General features: G+C 57.8%; 18 protein-coding genes. 11 read left to right on the forward strand and 7 right to left on the reverse strand.

Going from position 1 to position 19,159, the window contains the following annotated elements; genetic code table 11:
• Positions 1 to 25 precede the first annotated feature (25 nt).
• From ACTG2G_RS05810 to ACTG2G_RS05825, 4 genes are read right to left on the reverse strand one after another with little or no spacing between them, the layout of a single operon-like run.
• A complete protein-coding gene (locus tag ACTG2G_RS05810; RefSeq protein ID WP_421309740.1) occupies positions 26 to 556 on the reverse strand; it encodes a helix-turn-helix domain-containing protein in 531 nt (176 codons plus the stop codon).
• Positions 553 to 1,137 (reverse strand): hypothetical protein, encoded by a 585-nt coding sequence (locus tag ACTG2G_RS05815; RefSeq protein ID WP_215783549.1) that lies wholly within the window; start codon positions 1,135 to 1,137, stop codon positions 553 to 555. Before ACTG2G_RS05815 ends, ACTG2G_RS05810 begins: the two co-directional genes overlap by 4 nt.
• Before the next feature lie 57 nt (positions 1,138 to 1,194).
• A complete protein-coding gene (locus ACTG2G_RS05820; RefSeq protein WP_215783548.1) occupies positions 1,195 to 1,932 on the reverse strand; it encodes an AAA family ATPase in 738 nt (245 codons plus the stop codon).
• Between the two features lie 45 nt (positions 1,933 to 1,977).
• Positions 1,978 to 4,233, reverse strand: a complete 2,256-nt coding sequence (locus ACTG2G_RS05825; RefSeq protein WP_439985277.1) for a DNA-binding protein — start codon at positions 4,231 to 4,233, stop codon at positions 1,978 to 1,980.
• 330 nt (positions 4,234 to 4,563) lie between these two features.
• Between ACTG2G_RS05825 and ACTG2G_RS05830 the strand changes: the two genes are divergently transcribed.
• The 8 genes from ACTG2G_RS05830 (at position 4,564) to ruvX (ending at position 10,423) form a co-directional block, all read left to right on the forward strand.
• Complete coding sequence (locus ACTG2G_RS05830; RefSeq protein WP_439985278.1) at positions 4,564 to 5,409, forward strand: XRE family transcriptional regulator; 846 nt, start codon at positions 4,564 to 4,566, stop codon at positions 5,407 to 5,409.
• Positions 5,410 to 5,411: 2 nt separating this feature from the next.
• On the forward strand, positions 5,412 to 5,789 hold the full coding sequence (locus ACTG2G_RS05835) for a hypothetical protein (RefSeq protein WP_439985279.1): 378 nt from the start codon (positions 5,412 to 5,414) through the stop codon (positions 5,787 to 5,789).
• 246 nt (positions 5,790 to 6,035) lie between these two features.
• A complete protein-coding gene (locus ACTG2G_RS05840) occupies positions 6,036 to 6,563 on the forward strand; it encodes a SprT family zinc-dependent metalloprotease (protein WP_139443203.1) in 528 nt (175 codons plus the stop codon).
• A 73-nt stretch (positions 6,564 to 6,636) separates the two neighbouring features.
• Positions 6,637 to 7,341 carry an endonuclease gene (locus ACTG2G_RS05845; RefSeq protein ID WP_021229195.1) on the forward strand — a complete coding sequence of 235 codons (705 nt, stop codon included), beginning with the start codon at positions 6,637 to 6,639 and terminating at the stop codon, positions 7,339 to 7,341.
• A gap of 127 nt (positions 7,342 to 7,468) precedes the next feature.
• Entirely contained in the window at positions 7,469 to 8,200 is a 732-nt protein-coding gene (gene rsmE / locus ACTG2G_RS05850; RefSeq protein WP_139474048.1) for a 16S rRNA (uracil(1498)-N(3))-methyltransferase, read from the forward strand.
• Positions 8,201 to 8,251: 51 nt separating this feature from the next.
• Positions 8,252 to 9,202 (forward strand): glutathione synthase, encoded by a 951-nt coding sequence (gene gshB / locus ACTG2G_RS05855; protein ID WP_439985280.1) that lies wholly within the window; start codon positions 8,252 to 8,254, stop codon positions 9,200 to 9,202.
• A gap of 200 nt (positions 9,203 to 9,402) precedes the next feature.
• Positions 9,403 to 9,957: a YqgE/AlgH family protein gene (locus tag ACTG2G_RS05860; protein WP_439985281.1), complete on the forward strand. Its 555-nt coding sequence runs from the start codon at positions 9,403 to 9,405 to the stop codon at positions 9,955 to 9,957.
• A 43-nt stretch (positions 9,958 to 10,000) separates the two neighbouring features.
• Complete coding sequence (ruvX, locus tag ACTG2G_RS05865) at positions 10,001 to 10,423, forward strand: Holliday junction resolvase RuvX (RefSeq protein WP_005343821.1); 423 nt, start codon at positions 10,001 to 10,003, stop codon at positions 10,421 to 10,423.
• Positions 10,424 to 10,480: 57 nt separating this feature from the next.
• Here ruvX and dtpB read toward each other — a convergent pair whose 3' ends face one another.
• The 3 genes from dtpB to ACTG2G_RS05880 form a co-directional block, all read right to left on the reverse strand.
• Entirely contained in the window at positions 10,481 to 11,986 is a 1,506-nt protein-coding gene (gene dtpB, locus ACTG2G_RS05870; RefSeq protein ID WP_439985282.1) for a dipeptide/tripeptide permease DtpB, read from the reverse strand.
• 711 nt (positions 11,987 to 12,697) lie between these two features.
• Positions 12,698 to 13,660, reverse strand: a complete 963-nt coding sequence (yidZ, locus tag ACTG2G_RS05875) for an HTH-type transcriptional regulator YidZ (protein WP_064338536.1) — start codon at positions 13,658 to 13,660, stop codon at positions 12,698 to 12,700.
• 27 nt (positions 13,661 to 13,687) lie between these two features.
• Positions 13,688 to 14,851 carry an MFS transporter gene (locus ACTG2G_RS05880; RefSeq protein WP_439985283.1) on the reverse strand — a complete coding sequence of 388 codons (1,164 nt, stop codon included), beginning with the start codon at positions 14,849 to 14,851 and terminating at the stop codon, positions 13,688 to 13,690.
• A gap of 356 nt (positions 14,852 to 15,207) precedes the next feature.
• On the opposite strand from ACTG2G_RS05880, the gene ACTG2G_RS05885 reads away from it, so the two are divergent.
• From ACTG2G_RS05885 to ACTG2G_RS05895, 3 genes are read left to right on the forward strand one after another with little or no spacing between them, the layout of a single operon-like run.
• Entirely contained in the window at positions 15,208 to 16,140 is a 933-nt protein-coding gene (locus ACTG2G_RS05885) for an AAA family ATPase (protein ID WP_439985284.1), read from the forward strand.
• Positions 16,140 to 17,135, forward strand: coding sequence for a DUF58 domain-containing protein (locus ACTG2G_RS05890; protein WP_439985285.1), 996 nt, complete (start codon positions 16,140 to 16,142; stop codon positions 17,133 to 17,135). The genes ACTG2G_RS05885 and ACTG2G_RS05890 overlap by 1 nt, the downstream gene beginning before the upstream one ends.
• Positions 17,122 to 19,137, forward strand: coding sequence for a transglutaminase family protein (locus ACTG2G_RS05895; protein WP_439985286.1), 2,016 nt, complete (start codon positions 17,122 to 17,124; stop codon positions 19,135 to 19,137). Before ACTG2G_RS05890 ends, ACTG2G_RS05895 begins: the two co-directional genes overlap by 14 nt.
• The last annotated feature ends 22 nt before the right edge of the window (positions 19,138 to 19,159 follow it).

Raw genomic sequence — 19,159 nt, forward strand, 5'->3', positions numbered from 1 at the left:
CTGCCTATCGAGCAGACACAGATCGCTATTTCTTCTCACCAGACTTTCTAAGCAGTTGGTTCAACCGCATAGCTACATGTTCCAGCTCATTACTGAGCAACTTCACCAGCTCACGCTCATCCCCATCAGCCTGGAAGGTCAAACGACTGATAGCCCTCCCCGCTTGGTAAAGCTCTACCTGCTCACCTTCAGTGCTCAATTGAATTGGGCGCTTAAGCTGTTTCTCTTCTGAGAGTCGGCTATGCGGACAACCACTTCGGCAAGCCTTGTAAACCTGGATGTAAAGCGGGTTACTACTGACACTTCGACGGTTTTGGTGCGCCAGGCACTGGTCTTGGCGGATCTCCCCCAGGATCGGGCACTGAACGGTGCAAGAGAGATAAACCCCTTCCACCAGTTTTTGTACCCGTTCCAAATCCCCCGGATATTTTTGGTTACAAACCTGACTCACCATGGTTCTGGATACCCCGAGGCGCTTGGCAACCGCCGCCAGCGAGCTACTTTTTACCGCCTGCTGTAAGGCTGCCAACCAAGCAGGCACATGGGGGTTACTCATGACTCAATTCCTCCTGTTGTGGCGAACGGGTAGAACCTTTGTTCGTTCTGATCCCATACACCGGCCTTGCGCACCAACGGGGCCAGCTGGCCGGTATTACGCAGCAGGGTGTAACGACTCAACTTCCCCTTGTTCTGGATCCCGGCTTTCACCTTGACCAGAAAGCGGATATACCCGGCCTTGTACAATGCGCTGAGAAATGATTTGGCATGGCTATCGGTAACCTCGGCAGTCATTTGCAGATCGATTCGGGTGAACTGTTTGTGCATCTTCATCGCGTTCCACATTTTCTGCTGCTTGGTTTTATGGTCACGGCGCCGAACTACTCGCCCTTCGCCGCAATGCCCACGTCCAAGAACTGGTTCCTGCCCTTCAATGCGGGCATATATTTTTGGACGCCCCGCCACACCAATCCCGGCGACTTGTTGGATAACCCCTCGTCGCTCGAATTCCTTAACTATTTCCCGTCCCTTTTCAGTTGACTCTGCAATTACCATGGCAATATCGTTAACCGTGAAACACTCATTGGCCGCGATATGGTTCCAAGCTGCAGCTCTTTTATTTCTTGTTTCCTGAGCCATTCAAAAATCCCCTCAAATATCCGTCTCAAGGTATTGGCTGTCTCCTAAGCCAATAATTCAGCCGAGCCGCCCCTTGCCGTTAAAGTCGAGGAAAAGCTCGGCCTCACGACCATGCAAATCAGCAAGGCTGACCACGGCCAGATCGTTTGCCAAAGCCAACGACTCCACTTTCTCCAACGCTGTGAGGATCCGACGCACTTCGCCATGACCTCTTTTGCTGATCATGTTGAGCAAGTCCTCCTCCAGCAGGATGTCGCCACCGATAAGGTGGTCTGCGAACATGCCCACATCGGCCAAATCGGCAGGTTGAAATTCGATCCAGTCAGAGATGCGGTTGAACAACTGCTTCCGGTGACTAATGCGTTTGGCGATTTGGTCCATACCAATCAGGATGACCGGCTGATCTGTGCCGTCGTAGATGTCACGGAAGCTATCCATGATCTTGTTGGAACCCACGACGTAATCGCACTCATCAACAAACAGCGTCAGCTCTTCAGCTCGCATACGCTCGATGACATCATCAACCATGCGCTGAATGGGGTAGCGTGGAACCATTCCCAGCTCACGGACAATACGCTCCAGCACGCTGCTGGGGGTATCAGTCGCATAGCAACGGATATAGATTGCATTCACCCCATCCTGATTGAACAACCAGGTCATGGTGGTGGTCTTACCAAACCCGCTCTGGCCATACACCAAGCCAATTCCAGGTACGACCTGAGAACGGCTGTTGAGGTTGTGAAACAGCGTCTCGGTACGGGTTACGTTTTTGACCGGAACAACCTTTTTTTTCATGATTTGCACTCCTGTTTAATGACGTTTAAATGGGGGGATAACCCCTTACAAACCTTGCTGCACTTTGAGTTCCTGCTCCTTGCGCAGGGTAAAATCGATCCGCCGAGCGACCAGGTAATAGTCCTTTCGGTACTGTTCCAACCACGCGGACTCCTTGTCTGATAGGGGCTCGTTGCAGGCTTTTCGGGACAAGTGCCACGCCTGCTCCTCTTCGCTCTTGAGTAATTTGGCTTTGCTCTCCTCCTGCTGACGCATCAGCTGGCGATCCTGCTCACGCCGACGAGCAAGAGCCTCTCGCTCTTCGTCGCTGAAGCTTTGCTCCGGTTTATTTATCAATGCGTTAGCTGAGGTACTGAGGGCTGTGATTGCTGCATTTTCGTGATCACGACTGCTCAATGGCATCCCAACCACACCTTGGTTTTGCGCTTTTTTGGCAGCCAACATGCGAGCCGCGATTTCATTGATCTCGAACTCATCCTCCAACCGTTTTGCCTCACGGCGGAAGTCACGCAGCACCTTGGTCGCCGCTTTACGACTGGCCCTAAACTCATCGGGCGCCATCGCCGTTCCGACCAATTCATCGTTGATCGCCTCGACATAGGTACCCCAGTCATCAAGCGGGTAGAGAGTGGCTCGGCCAACGTTGGCTGGATCGAGAAAGACTCTGACCCGGCGCCGATCCCACTCGGGTTGCATTAACTCAGGTGCGGTATATTTGAGACTGTCTGCTGCCACTTTGCCCCGAATGACGGTCGCCTCTCCGATGTACTGCAAGAGCATGTCCAACGCATGTTCCTGATTGATGAGGCGTGGCTGGTAACGGCTTTGCTGATATTTCTGAAAGGGAGACAAATTGCCCAACCCATCGTGTGGCTCGTGGTGATAGTGAAATTCCAACCAATCATTGAGAGCCTTTTCGAGTTGCTCCGGGGTTAACGCAAGTTCCAGAGCCTCTTTCTCTCCCTTTGCGCGGTTCTTACCGATCCGCTCGCAAAAGGCTCGCACCGCCTCGATTTTCTTACGATCACTGACGTTGTGGCCGATGTAACCAGGCAGCAGTTCCATCAAGCCGTGAGACATGGTGCGGAAGAACCGCTCAATAAACGGCTTCTCCCAACCCGAAAAGGCTTTGGCACGCTCAAGATTAATTTCCAAGAGATTGAAGATCCCGGTGGTGCGCTTGCTGACATAATCCGAACCGTTATCTGTCTTGCAGATCCCGTTTTCATTGGGCAGACCCCAACTCAGCAGGCACTTGCGCAGCAGCAGGCAGATCCCTTCCGAATCGGAGGTCGGTGTCAGTAACAGCTGCACCCGTCGGGTCATTACATCGATGGCGCCAATAATGGTGTAACGCTTGAGCTTGCCATCCACATTCAGTTGCACGTCTACCGGGGTGCTATCAAACTCCCAAACATCATTTGGCAGCTCATAGCGCTGATACATCTTCTGGAAGACAGGGCGATGCTTGCCATTAAAACCGTCAGGATCAGTGACGTAGGCAAATTCGGCGCTATGTGTTACCAGCCACTTGTTGACCCAGCGGCGAATACTGGAGGTTGAGGGTACGACCCAATCGTGTTCTTGCTTGGCTTGTTCAGCCACCATATCCAGTAGGGTGTGGGCCTTGCTGGCGAGATGCGGCTTGGAGGTCAATATCGCGATCAAAAACTTTTCCATTCTGGGAAAGGTTTCAACCATATGAGGACGTTCCAACTTATATGCGCCAGCCAGCGCAACGATGCCTTCCTGCTCGCGCTTTTTCTGCCAACGATAGAGGGTGGCCTGCGATAGTTTCTGCCGATGGGTAATGACCCACTCAGGCAAATCAAGCTGCCGCTGGTTGTAAGCGTCAATAAAACGCAGGGTGCCTTCAGTTTTTCGCCCGGCCATGCAATATGGTTCGATAAAGGCATCCAACGCAGACAAGATTGCCATCTTGGCGCTAGCGCGTTCCTGACGGGATTCAGGCAGGCTATTGAAGCGTACCAAGCCGATGTTCTTGCTTTCCTGTACGGCTGTTTTCACCGTCAATTCTTCCGCTTCCAGCTTTGCCACAAGCTGTTTTGCCGCAACAACAACCGTGTCGCACTCCTGCAACATGGCCTTGGCCTGCTGCTTAGCAAGGTCTTGCTGAGTGAGGTGCGGAAGACTGGAAAAGTGGTATTCCAATCCCTTAGCATTGGATCGTTTTCTGGCCTGCCAATTTTCTGCTGTCTCCTTGCTTCTCACCCTTCGATCCGTTGAAGGCATGCCATTCAGCCCTGCGAGTTCCTGAGCGGTAAACCATTGCTTATTCATGGTTACCCCCAATCAGATCAAACCCGATAGATGCTGATAAGGCCGCAATGATCTCCTTGGCATGAGGGCGTTTTGGCTTCCTCCCTGTATCTGGAGCGAACATCTGGATGCAATTCAAAACAGTTCGAGGATGATAGCCATGCGTCAAGGCCCATGACCTGCAGGTCATTCCCTGCGCCCTGAGGGCGGCATGGATATGGTTGGCATTATCTATTTTCATGACTTGTCACCGTGGTAATATCATTTGCTTGCGTGCGCATTTGGCAAGTTACCAAGTGCGCCATATAGAAAGCATTGATCCAACCAATATATCTAGTCAAGACCTTTTTATTGCGTCCGATTACTAACCACAACCAAAAGGTTGCAATAAGAAGAATTTACACATTAAAAACAAAGGCTTATATGGAATCGGACGACATCAACCACGATCGGACACTAGGTCCGATTCTTCCAGAAGGCATCGGACTTTTTAATGAGCGACTAAAAGAGTTAATCGGACATGAAAGCGTGCGAGCTTTTGGTCGCAGAGTTGGGATTAGTGACACTACGATACGCAAGTACCTGAGCGGTGAAACTGAACCAACCATCAGTCGGTTAGTCAGCATTGCTGTCTCATGTGAGGTGGCGCTGGAGTGGCTTGCAACTGGTGAAGGTCCAAAGCAACGAAGCCATCTGATTGAAGAGCGAGCCAGCCAGGACAAGTGGGAGCTATTTGGCCTTGAAAATGGATACTACAAGGATGAGTTTGACGAGGAATATGCGCTAGTCGATGGCTACCATGTCACCGTCAGTACTGGCTATGGCGCATTTAACGGCGACGATACCCCCGTTAAACGGCGGCTCGCATTTCGCCGTAAATGGTTGAAATACAGGGGTTTTAAAGCAGAGCAGCTTAAGGTGGTGTTTGCCAAGGGAGACTCGATGGAGCCCACCATAGCTAGTGGTGATAGCTTGCTTATCAACCTCGCGGCCTCTAAACCAATCGATGGTGAAATTTTTGTTGTGCGGCTAGGAGAGGAACTCTACGCCAAGAGAATCCAGAAACGCTGGGACGGCGCGATCGAGTTACTCAGTGATAACAAGGAGTATAAGGAGCAAGTCATCCCTGCCAGCGAATTAGAACGCCTCGCCCTTATCGGCCAGGTGGTATGGATCGGAAAAGACGTAGGTAAGTGACCATGGAAGAAGAATTGCGGGTGTACCACGGCACCAGCTTCGAAAAACTACAATCGATTCTGATCGAGGGTGTCAGGCCCCCGTCATTCTGGTCATACAAGCACCAGGCAACGTTAACTTATGCTGGTATCGAAGAGATGCGGGGCTATGGCGGTGCTGTCATCTCGGTGCGCATAAGAAATCATCACTGGCACGATGTAGACAAGCAAAATTTCAACTTCCTGCCCATCGATGGTACGGCTGATGAGGCCTATTACATCATGGAGAACAATGGTATCGGTATCGTCTGTCTAGATCATATCAGCCCCGCAGACTTGGAGGTTGTTTATGTGGCTGAGCCAGATGAGAGAAAATCCAGACGCAAGTTTAAACACCTGTAGTTTTGTTTTATCAAACTTGCCGCTGCGCTAGCTGTTTCTCACTTTTGGCGGAGTAGTAACCGCAACAAGTACCGGAATGGTTTTTTTATCACTCCCTCGCGGTTTCCTTTAAGCCATCTTTTCATGACACTAAACCGGCCTTAAACCTGTGCTACGACTGAGTTTTCTCCCACATGCTCCCACTTACTCCTGCGACCTCCCGGTTTATCACTGGTGACGGTCCTTTACATATCTGACGAGATGTTGATGTCTGCCACTCCTGCCCAGCTTGTCGCCCTGCTGCAACAACGCGTAGAAGCCTGCTTTGTGCAGGCCGAGGCGCGCCTTGGCCGTACCTTCCCCCGCCCGCGGATCTACTGCAATATGCGGGGCCGGGCGGCGGGATCGGCGCGGCTGCAAACCTGGGAGCTGCGCTTCAATCCCGCCCTCTATCAGGCCAACCAGCAGGCGTTTCTGGATGAGGTGGTGCCCCACGAGGTGGCCCATCTGCTGGTTTACGCCCTATGGGGTGAAGGACGCGGCAAAAACCGGGTGCTACCCCACGGCCGCCAGTGGCAATCGGTGATGCGGGAGGTGTTCGGCCTTGAGCCCAGAACCACCCACAGCTTCGATCTGGCGGTATTGGCCCAGCGCACTGTGCCCTATCGCTGCCTCTGCCAGCAGCATCAACTGTCGATACGCCGTCACAACAAGGTGGTGCGTGGCGAGGCCCGCTATCACTGCCGCCGCTGCAAGCAACCGCTGGAGCGGGAACGGCCGGAGCCAGAGCAGTAAGCCAGCTTGTGTCGCGCCCCTGTGGTAGGGTGCCCGCCATCGTTCGTCAATCATCCCGTTTGCAAGGAATCCCATGCGTTTCATCTCCTCCCTCGCCCTGACCCTGCTGGCCGGTTTGCCGCTGCTTAGCGCACCCCTGCACGCCCAGACCTTTCGTGAAGCCAAGCAGGATCTGGTGAAGCTCTATCGCAGCCAGCCTGCGGTCACCACCTTCTACTGCGGCTGTGACATCGACTATCAGGGCAAGAAGATGAGCCCGGATCTGGCCAGCTGCGGCTATGAGCCGCGCAAGCAGGCCAAGCGCGCCGCCCGCATCGAGTGGGAACACGTGGTCCCCGCCTGGGAGTTCGGCCACCAGTTGCAGTGCTGGCAGGATGGCGGCCGCAAAAACTGCGAAAAAGCGAGCCCCGAGTTCAACAAGATGGAGGGGGATATGCACAACCTCTTCCCCGCCATTGGCGAGGTGAACGGCGATCGGGCCAACTACCGCTTCTCCGACTGGAACGGCAAGCCGGATCAGTACGGCCAGTGCCAGATGCTGGTGGATTTCAAGGATCGTCGGGTGCAGCCGCCCAAGGGGCCGGTACGGGGCCAGATTGCCCGCGCCTACCTCTACATGAGCCAACAGTATGGGCTGCGTCTGGCAGCGCAACAGCGTAAACTGTTTGAAGCTTGGGATCGCCAGTACCCGGCAGAGGGCTGGGAGTGCGAGCGCAATCGCCGCATCGGCAAGCTGCAGGGCAATACCAATCCCTTTATTGAAAAGCAGTGCCAATAACCCCATTTGACCAGGGAGGGGGATTGCCCCTCCTATCATGAAACCCTTACCCACTGCCGCGTGAGCCTTGCTCGCCGTCTCGCAGCAGGATTTGAAGGGTTTCCAAGCAAGAGACTGACAAGCAGCCATGCGCATTCCACGTATCTATGAACCGGCCACCCTGCAAGTTGGCCAGACTATCGCCCTGTCGGAAGACGGCGCCAACCATATCGGCCGGGTACTGCGCATGCAGCCGGGCCAGCAGCTCGAGCTGTTCAACGGCGATGGCAATCAATACCCCGCCACCATCGCCAACGTCGGCAAGAAGTCGGTGGAAGTGACCATCGACCGCTGCGATACCCAATCGGTGGAGTCACCGCTGGCCATTCATCTGGGTCAGGTGATCAGCCGCGGCGACAAGATGGACTTCACCATCCAGAAATCGGTTGAGCTGGGCGTCACCTGCATCACCCCGCTCTTCTCCGAGCGCTGCGGCGTCAAGCTGCCGGCCGATCGACTGGAGAAGAAGCGCGAACAGTGGCAGAAGGTGGTGATCAGCGCCTGCGAACAGTGCGGCCGCAACGTGGTGCCAGAGGTGCGCATGCCGATGGAGCTGGACGCCTGGCTGGCGGAAGAGACCAAGGAGCTCAAGCTCAACCTGCACCCGCGCGCCGAGTACAGCATCAACACCCTGCCCGTTCCCGAGCATGGGGTACGCCTGCTGATTGGCCCGGAAGGGGGCTTGTCGAGCGACGAGATCGCCCGTACCGTGCAGGAAGATTTCAAAGAGATGCTGCTGGGGCCGCGGGTGCTGCGCACCGAAACCGCCGCCCTGACGGCGATTACTGCGCTGCAGTGCCGCTTTGGCGATCTGGCCTGAAGCAGGTTTTAAGAATCTCACTCGCAATCGAGCTACCAGAAGGATATTCGGATGACCATTAAACTCGGCATCGTGATGGACCCCATCTCGGCCATCAACATCAAGAAAGATTCCAGCTTTGCCATGCTCGAAGAGGCGCAAAAGCGCGGCTATGAGCTCTTCTATCTGGAGATGAAGGATCTCTACATGGAAGCCGGTCGTGCCTTTGGTACCATGCGCCCGCTCACTGTCAAATATGACTATGCCGACTGGTACACGCTGGGCGAGGTGGTGGATCAGCCCCTCTCCAACCTCGATGTGATCCTGATGCGCAAGGATCCGCCGTTCGATACCGAATTTATCTACGCCACCTACATGCTGGAGCGGGCCGAGGATGAGGGTTGCCTTATCGTCAACAAGCCGCAGAGCCTGCGCGACGCCAACGAGAAGCTCTACACCGCCTGGTTTGCCGAGCACACCCCGACCACGCTGGTGACTCGCCGCGCCGACAAGCTGCGCGCCTTCCACGCCCAGCACAAAGACGTGATCTTGAAGCCCTTGGATGGCATGGGCGGCGCCTCCATCTTCCGCATGAAGGAAGATGACGCCAACGTCGGTGTGATTATCGAAACCCTGACCGCCCACGGCAGCCAGTACTGCATGGCGCAGACCTATCTGCCCGCCATCAAGGATGGCGACAAGCGGGTACTGGTGGTGGATGGCGAACCGGTTCCCTACTGTCTCGCCCGTATTCCGGCGCAAGGGGAGACCCGTGGCAATCTGGCAGCCGGTGGCCGTGGTGAAGCGCGTCCCCTGAGCGAAGCCGACTGGGCCATCGCCCGTGCGGTGGGCCCGACGTTGAAAGAGAAAGGGCTCATCTTCGTCGGTCTCGACATCATCGGCGATCGGCTGACCGAGATTAACGTCACCAGCCCGACCTGCATTCGCGAGATTGAAGCCGCCTTCGATGTGCACATCACCGGCATGCTGATGGATGCCATCGAGCGTCGGCTGGACAAATAATCACCAGGAAGGCTAACCGGCCTGTTCAGGGGCAACCGCCCCCGACAAGCCCGGAAAAAGAGAGGGTGGCCCGGCGCCACCCTCTCTGTTTCAAGACAATCCGGAAAAGGGCGGGATCTCGCCCAGCCCAAAAAGCGGTTTTTCCCATGGGGATCAACTGCCATAATTGACCTCAAATACCTTTGCACTATTTGGCCTCTATGCAAACACTGCAAAATCACTTCCTGCTTGCCATGCCAAGCCTGACGGATCCCTACTTCGAGCGCTCGCTGGTCTATCTGTGCGAGCACAACGAAGAGGGCGCCATGGGCTTGGTCGTCAACATTCCGGTCGAGATGTCGCTGGAAACCATGCTGACCCAGCTCCAGCTCAACCCGCCCAACAACCCGGAGCTCAAGCAACCGGTACTGCAAGGGGGGCCGGTTCACGCCGATCGCGGCTTCGTGCTGCACAGCTTCCGCCCCGGTTTCAACTCCACCCTGCAGGTGGGGGATGAGATGATGGTAACCACCTCCAAGGATATTCTGGAAACTCTGGGTACGAGCGAGGCCCCTGCCCATTGGCTGGTGGCCCTTGGCTATGCCGGCTGGAGCGCCGGGCAGCTGGAGCAGGAGCTGGTGGATAGCGCCTGGCTGGTGATCCCCCCCAATCCGGCTCTGGTGTTCAAGACCCCCATTCACAAACGTTGGCAGCAAGCTGCCGCCAGCATAGGGGTGAACCCGGTTCACCTCTCCAGCGACATCGGCCACAGCTGATCGGCTGGCCCGCTCCGCTCTCTATTTCGAGGATTTATCAGTTATGTCATCACGCAGCATCATGGGCTTTGACTATGGCACCAAGAGCATTGGCGTCGCCATCGGTCAGGAGCTGACAGGCACAGCCCAGCCTCTGCGCGCCCTCAAGGCCAACGACGGCATCCCCAACTGGGACGAGATTGAGAAGCTGCTCAAGGAGTGGCAACCGGACCTGCTGGTGGTCGGTCTGCCGCTGAACATGGATGGCACCGATCAGGAGATCACGGTACGGGCCCGCAAATTCGGCAACCGGCTGCATGGCCGCTTCGGCAAACCGGTAGAGTTCAAGGATGAGCGACTCACCACCACAGATGCCCGCGCCCGCCTGTTTGAGCGAGGCGGCTATCGCGCGCTGGAAAAAGGCAGCGTGGACGGGGTATCGGCGCAGTTGATCGTAGAAGCCTGGATGGAAGAGCAGTACAACTAAGCCATCAACAGCAAGGCAAGGGTCGCAACCCTTGCCTTGTCTCGCACAATCCCCTCATTACGCCTGTGATTGTCCCGCTACCAGCCCTTCGGCCTCTGTCGGCGTCGCATTCATCATCCGGTTGAGCCAGGGCACCATCAGCCCCATCACCACCGCAATCAGCAGGGTCGCCATCCCGATCTTGCCAAATACGCCGGTGTAAATGGGCAAAGTTTGCAGCGGATCCGTCATCCCTTGCGGCACGGCGGTAAAGGTCGCCACATAGCCCCCCAGCAGGGACGCCATCGCCTGAGTCAGGAACCACATTCCGAGAATGAAGCCCATCAGGCGTTGTGGCACCAGCGCGGCGACCATCGCCAGTCCCAGCGCACTGATCATCAGCTCGCCCAGACTCTGGAACAGGTAGATAAACACCATAAACCAGGGGGAGGTCAGCCCCTGCTCATCGGCAAACCACCAGCCGGATGCCGCCGCCGTCAGAAAGCCCAGCGAGCAGAAGAACATCCCGAGGGTGAACTTGAGCGGCATGGTGAGATCCCGCCCCTTGCTGCCCATCCGAGTGTAGATCATCGCGAGTACCGGGCTACCCACCACCACCCAGAAGGGGTTGAGCGCCTGGAAGCTGATTGGGTTGACGCTCATGCCCAGCATCTCATGGTGCATGTTGTTGATGGCAAAAAAGTTCAGAGACGTCGGCATCTGGGCGTACAGCACGTAGAAGAGCACTGCCTCCAGCATCAGCACGAAGGCCACATACATCTTGTTGCGGCCCACGGTGTCAAGCCTGAATGCCTCGCGGAAGAAGAAGATCACCACGGCGATGGTTACCGTCATCAGCACCATGTTGGCGATCACCACGTGGTGCATCAGCCAGGCGCAGAAGAAGACCATGGCTACCGAACCCAATATAACCAGCAGCAGTTTGCTGTAATCGAGCGGCAGGTGATCCGGCGCGGAGCCAATATCCTTGACCATATTGCGGCAGGCAAAGAAGGTGAGCAGCGCAATAATCAGCCCCACCCCACACAGGTTATAGGTCACGGTATAGCCGTAGTGATCGGCAATTACCGGCGCGAGCGAGAGGGAAATAAGGGAGCCAATATTGATCGACATATAGAACAGGGTAAAAGCCCCATCCAGCCGCGGATCTTTTGGCTGGTAGCATTTTGACAGCAGGCTGGCCGGATTGGCCTTGAACAGGCAGTTACCGACTGCGATGGTGCCTAGCGCATAGAAAATCAGGTCGGGATTGTAGATAGAGAGGCCGGTCATAAAGTAGCCGATAACCAGCACCACGGCCCCCAGCACCATGGTGCGCTTGGTACCGAGAATATGGTCGCCGACATAACCACCGATCGAGATAAGGCCATACACCAGCGCCGAGAAGGCTCCGAAGGTGATAAACGACTGCTCCTGGGAAAAACCCAATTGCTGTACAAAGAAAACCGCCAATATCCCCTGCACGCCGTAATAACCGAAGCGCTCCCAGAGTTCGACAAAAAATATCATGAAGAAGGGTTTGGGCTGTTGTAACAACCCTGTGGGTGCTGTTGCTGGACGCATATCAACCTGCCTTTGCTGAGATTTATTTTTATTAATCTGGTGGTGGCTGCCGCACTATTTTTTCGTCCGTCATTGCCATTACGGGGAGTACAGTCAGCCTGCCAATCTGGCTATTTTCGGGTGCACGAGCCCCGTTCGATGAAAGGTGTTTTTCATCTAGCCGGTTTCAATTACGGGTTATCGGGGGATGGTGAGTGGCGTCTCCCGGTACAGTTACCGGCTCCGGGTTCTACCTTTGCTGCATCCCTTTACTCAAGCCGGTTTATCAACCTTGATGCTTATTCCCCTCAGCTCCGTCACTCATGGCTGGTGGCCAGATAGCCGGGGCATGGCACGGCCACAGACGACCTGTGGGGCTGGCTCACGCCGCGCTCTACTGGCAGTCACCCTACGCAGGCGCTATCTAACCCCGTCATTTCAAGGGGAGTCATGCTATATCACTGCAAATACAGGAACTTAATGGTCGATCACACTTTAAAAGTGACCATAGGTGAAGTTTTCTAATGAAACCACATGAATTCTTTTCGTGAAAAGAGCTTCACTCGAGACGTGCAACCAAGGCTAATCTGTGCATAAAGAGAGTTGAATGACACACAGCTGAACCCGAGCTCGGCACTTAAGTCGTGCAAAAGCCCACTCATCAGGGCGATGCGACAACAAAAAGCCGAAGCTGATGGCTCCGGCTGATCGATGGGCACAGTCACGGCCACATTAGCGTGGCGATTCGTCGTTGTAGAGTCGCCGGATCTCGTTGCGCAGCCACATCACCTTGGCATCCTGATTGTGCCGTTTGTGCCACAGCAGGATGAAGGCGATCTCCAGCTGGGCGTAGAGCTTCTCGGGGAGCGGCAGCGGCATGGCGATCAGATTGCCGTGATGCCGACTGGCATAACCACCGCAGTAGGAAGGAGCCACCGCAATCAGTTCGTGACTCGACTGGGAGGCGATATGCAGCGCCTGTTCGAAGCTGGAGACCATGATGGGCACCTCCCGCTTCAATCCCTCATCCTCCAGCAGACTGTCGAGAGCCCAGGTATCGTTCGCTTCCCACACCATGCTGATCTGGGGGCAGGCCAGAAAGTTCTCCAGCGACCACTTCTGCTGGAGCAAGGGGTGATCCTTGCGCAGGAACACGACCGGGCGATCGGTGAACAGCACCTCGTGATCGATGTAATAAGGCAAGCGGTTGACCTTGGCCAGGGAGCGGCCATGGGTCTCGCGGGCGCAGAAACCGAGATCCGCATCGCCATTGACGATGTCGTTGAGGGAGTGGTGATCCCACCCCAGCATCCTGACCACCGAGTTGGGGTACTTCTGGTAGATGGTCATGGGCAGATCGCTCAGGAAGCTGATGTAGAAGGGGGACTCCATCACCAGCGTGAAGCGGGCACCGTCTGGGATCGCCTCGCTATTGAGCGAGGTGATGCTGTCGGTGAGCTGGAACCAGACCTTCAGCTCCTCCTCCAGGGTCAGGGAGAGGTTGGTGGGCTGCAACCCCTGCCGCACCCGCACAAACAGGGGATCGTCAAACCACTCCCGCAATTTGGCCAGAGATTTGCTCACCGCCGACGGAGTGACGCAGAGCTTTTTGGCCGCCCCTGCCACACTGCGCTCCTGCATCAGGTACTTGAAGACCACCAGCAGGTTCAAATCGAGTTCACCCAGATTGCGCATATCCCCTCTCATCTTCCATCAGCCCTGCTACCGCACTTCACGAAGCGCGAGCCATGGTAACAGCCCTTTGACAGCCAGGTAACTGAGCAGTGCCAGCAGCAGGGCGCAGATCAGCATCTCGGACGGAGTAAAGCCAAGTTGGCCCAGCAGCCAGATATAGAGGCCGGAGAGGCTGATCTGCATGATGCAGAGCACGGCGCTGGCAAAGGCCACGTTATGCTGACAACCATCGAGCGCCTCTCCCATCGCCACTCCGAAGCCACAGGAGAAGCCGACACAGACCAGCGCAAACCCCGGCAGCAACAGATGGATATCGCCCCCCAACTGCCAGCACCCGAGTAGAAAACACGCAGCCAGCAGATAGGAGAGATGAGACACCGCCAGCACCTTCTGTTTGCCCAACCAGCGCAACAGCAGGGGCGTCAGGAAGGAGGTGGACATACTCACGCCGGCCATCACCATCATCACGATGGAGTACTGCTCGGTGGTGAAGCCAAACTCCTTCATCAGGATCAGCGGCGAGACGCTGACATAGACCAGAATGGCGGTCACGCTGGCACTGGTCAGCAGGGAGAGCAACATAAAGCGCGGGGAGCGCAGCAGGGCAAAGGGAAGCGCCGCGTCACTGCCCGGTTGCCGGGCCGGACGGGTCTCCTTGAGCAGCAACAGGTTGACCAGACCGCTGACGGCCGCCACCAGCGCCATCGCCACGAAGATCCCGCGCCAGTCAAAATGGGACAGGATAAGGTAACCGAGCACCGGCGCCAGCACCGGGATCACGCAGATGACCCCGTTAATCATTGAAAGTGCCATCGCCAGCCGCTCCTGACTAAGCACATCCCGCAGCACGGTAAAGGTCATGATATAGAGCGCCCCCGCCCCGACTCCCTGCCAGAAACGACCGAGGTAGAACTGGGTGATCCCCTCGGCATGACCCGCCACCAGCGAGGCAAGGACAAAGATCAACGCCCCCCCGAGCACCACCCAGCGCCGCCCGTAGCGATCGGCAATCATCCCGCCCAGCAGCACGGTGGCCGCCATACCGAACAGATAGATAGAGAAGGCGGTGTGGATCTGCGCCTCGCTCGCCTGCAGGGCATCGGCAATCTGGGGCACAGCGACCAGATAGAGATCGATCCCGACCGGATAGAGGATGATCATCAGAAAGGCGCACAACAGGAATACAGGCATGGATGCTCCATAACAGATTGGCGTGCCGATGCCTGCCAGATCACAGCGACAGGCGAACAGTGGCGGGGCCAAGGTGGTGACAAAGGTAGCAACACTGTGCGTCGCAATGGGGGCAACTATATGGGCGCCCAGCGCCCTCACCTAGTGAAGAGATGGCGATCGGTACATTCCAATCAGGAAATATTGTATTGAGTTACGTGCCATAGCGGCCATATTGAATCGAGCAGACTCACTAATAAACCGCGTCACCTCCCGCTCATTGCCATCCCTGCGCTGCACTTTACCGCCCGTCTGTTATCTGCCTTGGCCCTTGCGGGCGTATAAGCTGTAGGTGCGACGCAATACAGGGAATGTGTATGAAGGGAATGAAAAGAGAAGAGCAGATTGCTGGGCTGCTGGCGGCACTGGAGCAAGTCATTCTGGGCAAGCCGCTGCAACTGAAAATCGCGCTGGTGACCCTGCTGGCGCGCGGTCATCTGCTGATCGAGGATCTGCCCGGTATGGGCAAGACCACCCTGGCCCACGCGCTGGCGCAGGTGCTGGGGCTGGCATGCAGGCGCATGCAGTTCACCGCCGATCTGCTCCCCGCCGACCTGCTGGGGCTGCAGATTTTTGACCCCCAGCAACAAACATTTCGCTTTCACCCCGGCCCCATCTTCACCCAGGTTCTACTGGCAGACGAGATCAACCGCGCCAGCCCCAAGGTGCAGAGCGCCCTGCTGGAGGCGATGGCCGAGGGCAAGGTGAGCATTGAGGGGAATACGCATTCCCTCCCCACTCCATTTTTCGTCATCGCCACCCAGAATCCGGCGGATCAGGCGGGCACCTATCCGCTGCCGGAGTCCCAACTCGACCGCTTCGCCGTGCGACTCTCGCTGGGTTTTCCGCCGCCGCGAGAGGCGGAGCGCCAGTTGCTGCGCGGCAACCAGCCGACTGGCCCGTTGCCCGCCATGCTGAATGCCGCCGAGCTGACTGCCCTGCAAGCGGAAGGTGATGCTATCCATGTTTCCGATGCCACCCTCGACTACCTGCTGGCACTGGTGTACCAGAGCCGCTTTGCTGGGGATCTGCCACAGCCCCTCTCCCCCCGAGCAGCCCAGACCTTGCTGGCGGTGAGCCGGGCCTGGACGCTGGTGGCCGGGCGGCGCTTCGTCACGGTAGAGGATGTGCAGGCGGTATTCCCCTATGTGGCCGAGCATCGGCTGCGGGGCAGCTTTGGCGTGCAGCACGGCGAAGCCTGCCCCCTGAGCCAGCGGTTGCTGGCCAGGGTCGACCCGGACAATCCCTGATGAGCAAATGGCTAAGCCGTTGGCAGCAGTGGCGTGCCCGCTGGCAGCGGCGCTGGCTCGATCGCCGTATTCCGCCGGCCCGCCAAATCACGCTGGGTACCCGCAGCCTCTTTATCCTCCCCACCCGCATGGGGCTGCTCTATCTGCTGGTGCTGCTCGCCATCTATCTGCTCGGCACCAACTACCAGAACAATCTGGTATTGCTGGTGGCCTACTGCCTCGGCAGCCTGTTTATGGCCGCCATGTGGCTCACCCACCGCAACCTGCTGGGGCTGGAGCTGCTGGGGGGCCCACTGATGCTCGGGGAAGCGGGTAGCCAGCTGCCTATCCGTATCTTGGTGCAGAGCCCGCGCCCGGTGCAGGCACTTCACTTTAGCCTCAACGAAGGCGCCCTCTGGCTGGCACAGGCCGACGCTGTGCCCAGCACAATTATCCTGCCAGTATCGGGCTCGCGCCGTGGGCCACTGCCCCTTGGCAGATTGCGGGTTGAGAGCCGCTACCCCCTCGGCCTGTTTCGCTGCTGGTCCCTGCTGGACTTGCAACTGGAGGGCTGGCTTTTCCCCAAACCCGCGTTCGGGACGCTAAGAGGGGAACATGCGACCCAAAGCGAGGGGCATCAGGGCCAACCGGCTCCAGCCACTCTCGGTGACTTTGATACCCTGCGGACACATCAGGCCGGTGAACCACTGAGCCGGGTCGCCTGGAAGCAACTTGCCCAAGGGCGCGGCTTGCTGACCAAACAGTTCCATGAACCACAGCAGGATGACAGCCACTTCACCTTACAGCGGGTCGCGGGTGGGGATCTGGAGCAGCGGCTGGCGGTGCTGGCCTGGTGGTGCGCCGATTACGGCAAGCGGGGCATCCCCTTTACCCTGACACTGGCAAACCAGACGCTGGGGCCCGATAGCGGCGCCGCCTTTGTGCAGCGCTGCCTGCTGGTACTGGCCCAGTTCGATGCAACACCATCGAAGAGCACGCCAGATGCTGCTCGATAACCGCCGCCTGCTGCCATTCATCGCCCTGCAACAGCTGCTGCTGGTCGCGGCGCTATGGCCCCAGTTGCAGCTCTGGGTGGTGGCGGTAAGCGCCGCTACCCTTGGCGTCCGGGCCATGATGCTGTGGCGCGGCTGGCCGCCCCTGCCTGCCCGCGGGTTGGCACTGCTGGCCATCACCACTGTGCTGTTGCTGGGGCTGCAGTGGCGTGGGCTAGGAACCCTGCCCGCCCTGATCAATCTGCTCTGGCTCGGCTATAGCCTCAAGATGATCGAGGTACGGCGCGAGCGGGATATCGAGCAGGTGCTGCTGCTCGCCTTCTTTCTGATCGCGCTGGCGCTGGTGCAGCGACAGAACATCGGCTGGACGGCCGGAATGACAGTAGCACTCTGGCTGGCAGTGACCGCGCTGGTGGCCGCCATCGCTCCCGAGCAGAAACGGCCTTGGCGCAGTGCGGGGGGTACCCTGCTGCTGGCGCTTCCCCTGCTCATCACTCTGTTTCTGCTGCTGCCGAGGCTCCCGCCCCTCTGGCAGATGCACACCACCAGCCGCGCCCTGTCGGGGCTCTCGGAAGAGCTGGCCCCCGGCGATATCAGCGAACTGGTCAACTCCTCCGAACTGGCGTTTCGGGTCACCTTTGCCGATGGCCCGCCCCCTGTCCGCGAGCGCTATTTTCCGGTGATGCGCCAAGAAGTTTTCGATGGTCAGCGCTGGTTGCTGAGCCCCGAGGTCAAAACATGGCAGCAGACAGTGCCGGTGCAGACCGGGCTGACCCTTCTGGCATCCTCTTCACAGGCCAACACTCAACTGGCAGATAGTCCGTTACCCGCCGGGAGCTACGAGGTGATCGCCGAGCCCCAGCGCCACCGCTGGGCCTTTGCTCTGAGTGAACCGCACCTGCTGGCGGGTCCGGTGCTGCTTACCCCTCTCGACACCCTCTATCGGCAGGGGAGCGGCGAGGTGGCAATCCGCTATCGCATTGGCCGCAGCGAAGCGCAGCCCGAGGACGACAACCAAGCCGCCCAGCGCAACCTGCAACTGCCTGGCGGGGGCAACCCGAGAGCGCGAGCCTATGGCCAAGAGCTTGCGGCACGCTATCCGGATCGCAGCACGCTGGTCGCCGCCCTGCTCGAACAGTTTCGCAGCCAATCCTATTACTACACTCTGACCCCGCCACGACTTGGCAGCGATGGGGTGGATGAGTTCCTGTTCGATACCAAGCAGGGCTTTTGCGGCCACTACGCCATGGCGACCGCCTTCGTGCTGCGCGCCGCCGGTATTCCGGCACGGCTGGTCACCGGTTATCTCGGCGGTGAGTGGAATCCCAGAGGCAACTATCTGGCGGTACACCAGTTCGATGCTCACGCCTGGGTGGAATATCTCGATGAAGGGGGAACATGGCGGCGAGTTGACCCCACGGCGGCAGTGGCACCGGAGCGCATTGAAGGCGGCGTGAGGGAGGCGCTAAGCGACGAGTTTACCGCCGCCGACCCCCTCGCTTTGCAGCGTTATCGCAACTGGGCTCTGCTCAATCAGCTGCGCTGGTGGGGCAACAATATCGACTACCAGTGGAGTCGCTGGGTGATTGGTTACGATGCGGGCCAACTCTGGCAACAAATCGGTCTGCGCTGGCCTACACTGGCGGGACACACCCCTTGGTTGATCCTCGCCAGCCTGATGCTGGTCGCCCTGCTGGTGAGCCTGCCCCTGCTGTTGCCCGCCCGCCTGCCGCCAGAGCGGCGCATCTGGCAGCCCCTGCTCAAACGGGGCAAACGCAGCGGCTACCCACCAGAGCCCGCCGAGAGCATGGGGGCATGGTGCGAGCGGCTGGCACGGCTGCGTCCCGACCTTGCCCACTCCCTGCTAAAGAGTGCGTGGCTCTATCGACTCTGGCGTTATGCCCCCCTCAGCGAACGGCAACAAGGGCGCTGCGGGCGCCAGTTGCAACGGCGTGTCAGACAGCTCGCCCAGCGCTGGGATCAACAGCCAACGAGTGCGCCATAAAAGAAGGGGGAGCCACTGGCTC

Source organism: Aeromonas sp. 55A (genome assembly GCF_051919665.1).
Lineage (GTDB): Bacteria > Pseudomonadota > Gammaproteobacteria > Enterobacterales > Aeromonadaceae > Aeromonas > Aeromonas veronii.

Bases quoted from the DNA above. Each gene is read 5' to 3' on its own strand.
- ACTG2G_RS05810 (WP_421309740.1), bottom strand. From the start codon at position 556: ATGAGTAACCCCCATGTGCCTGCTTGGTTGGCAGCCTTACAGCAGGCG.
- ACTG2G_RS05815 (WP_215783549.1), bottom strand. From the start codon at position 1,137: ATGGCTCAGGAAACAAGAAATAAAAGAGCTGCAGCTTGGAACCATATC.
- ACTG2G_RS05820 (WP_215783548.1), bottom strand. From the start codon at position 1,932: ATGAAAAAAAAGGTTGTTCCGGTCAAAAACGTAACCCGTACCGAGACG.
- ACTG2G_RS05825 (WP_439985277.1), bottom strand. From the start codon at position 4,233: ATGAATAAGCAATGGTTTACCGCTCAGGAACTCGCAGGGCTGAATGGC.
- ACTG2G_RS05835 (WP_439985279.1), top strand. From the start codon at position 5,412: ATGGAAGAAGAATTGCGGGTGTACCACGGCACCAGCTTCGAAAAACTA.
- ACTG2G_RS05840 (WP_139443203.1), top strand. From the start codon at position 6,036: ATGTCTGCCACTCCTGCCCAGCTTGTCGCCCTGCTGCAACAACGCGTA.
- ACTG2G_RS05845 (WP_021229195.1), top strand. From the start codon at position 6,637: ATGCGTTTCATCTCCTCCCTCGCCCTGACCCTGCTGGCCGGTTTGCCG.
- rsmE (WP_139474048.1), top strand. From the start codon at position 7,469: ATGCGCATTCCACGTATCTATGAACCGGCCACCCTGCAAGTTGGCCAG.
- gshB (WP_439985280.1), top strand. From the start codon at position 8,252: ATGACCATTAAACTCGGCATCGTGATGGACCCCATCTCGGCCATCAAC.
- ACTG2G_RS05860 (WP_439985281.1), top strand. From the start codon at position 9,403: ATGCAAACACTGCAAAATCACTTCCTGCTTGCCATGCCAAGCCTGACG.
- ruvX (WP_005343821.1), top strand. From the start codon at position 10,001: ATGTCATCACGCAGCATCATGGGCTTTGACTATGGCACCAAGAGCATT.
- dtpB (WP_439985282.1), bottom strand. From the start codon at position 11,986: ATGCGTCCAGCAACAGCACCCACAGGGTTGTTACAACAGCCCAAACCC.
- yidZ (WP_064338536.1), bottom strand. From the start codon at position 13,660: ATGCGCAATCTGGGTGAACTCGATTTGAACCTGCTGGTGGTCTTCAAG.
- ACTG2G_RS05880 (WP_439985283.1), bottom strand. From the start codon at position 14,851: ATGCCTGTATTCCTGTTGTGCGCCTTTCTGATGATCATCCTCTATCCG.
- ACTG2G_RS05885 (WP_439985284.1), top strand. From the start codon at position 15,208: ATGAAGGGAATGAAAAGAGAAGAGCAGATTGCTGGGCTGCTGGCGGCA.
- ACTG2G_RS05890 (WP_439985285.1), top strand. From the start codon at position 16,140: ATGAGCAAATGGCTAAGCCGTTGGCAGCAGTGGCGTGCCCGCTGGCAG.
- ACTG2G_RS05895 (WP_439985286.1), top strand. From the start codon at position 17,122: ATGCTGCTCGATAACCGCCGCCTGCTGCCATTCATCGCCCTGCAACAG.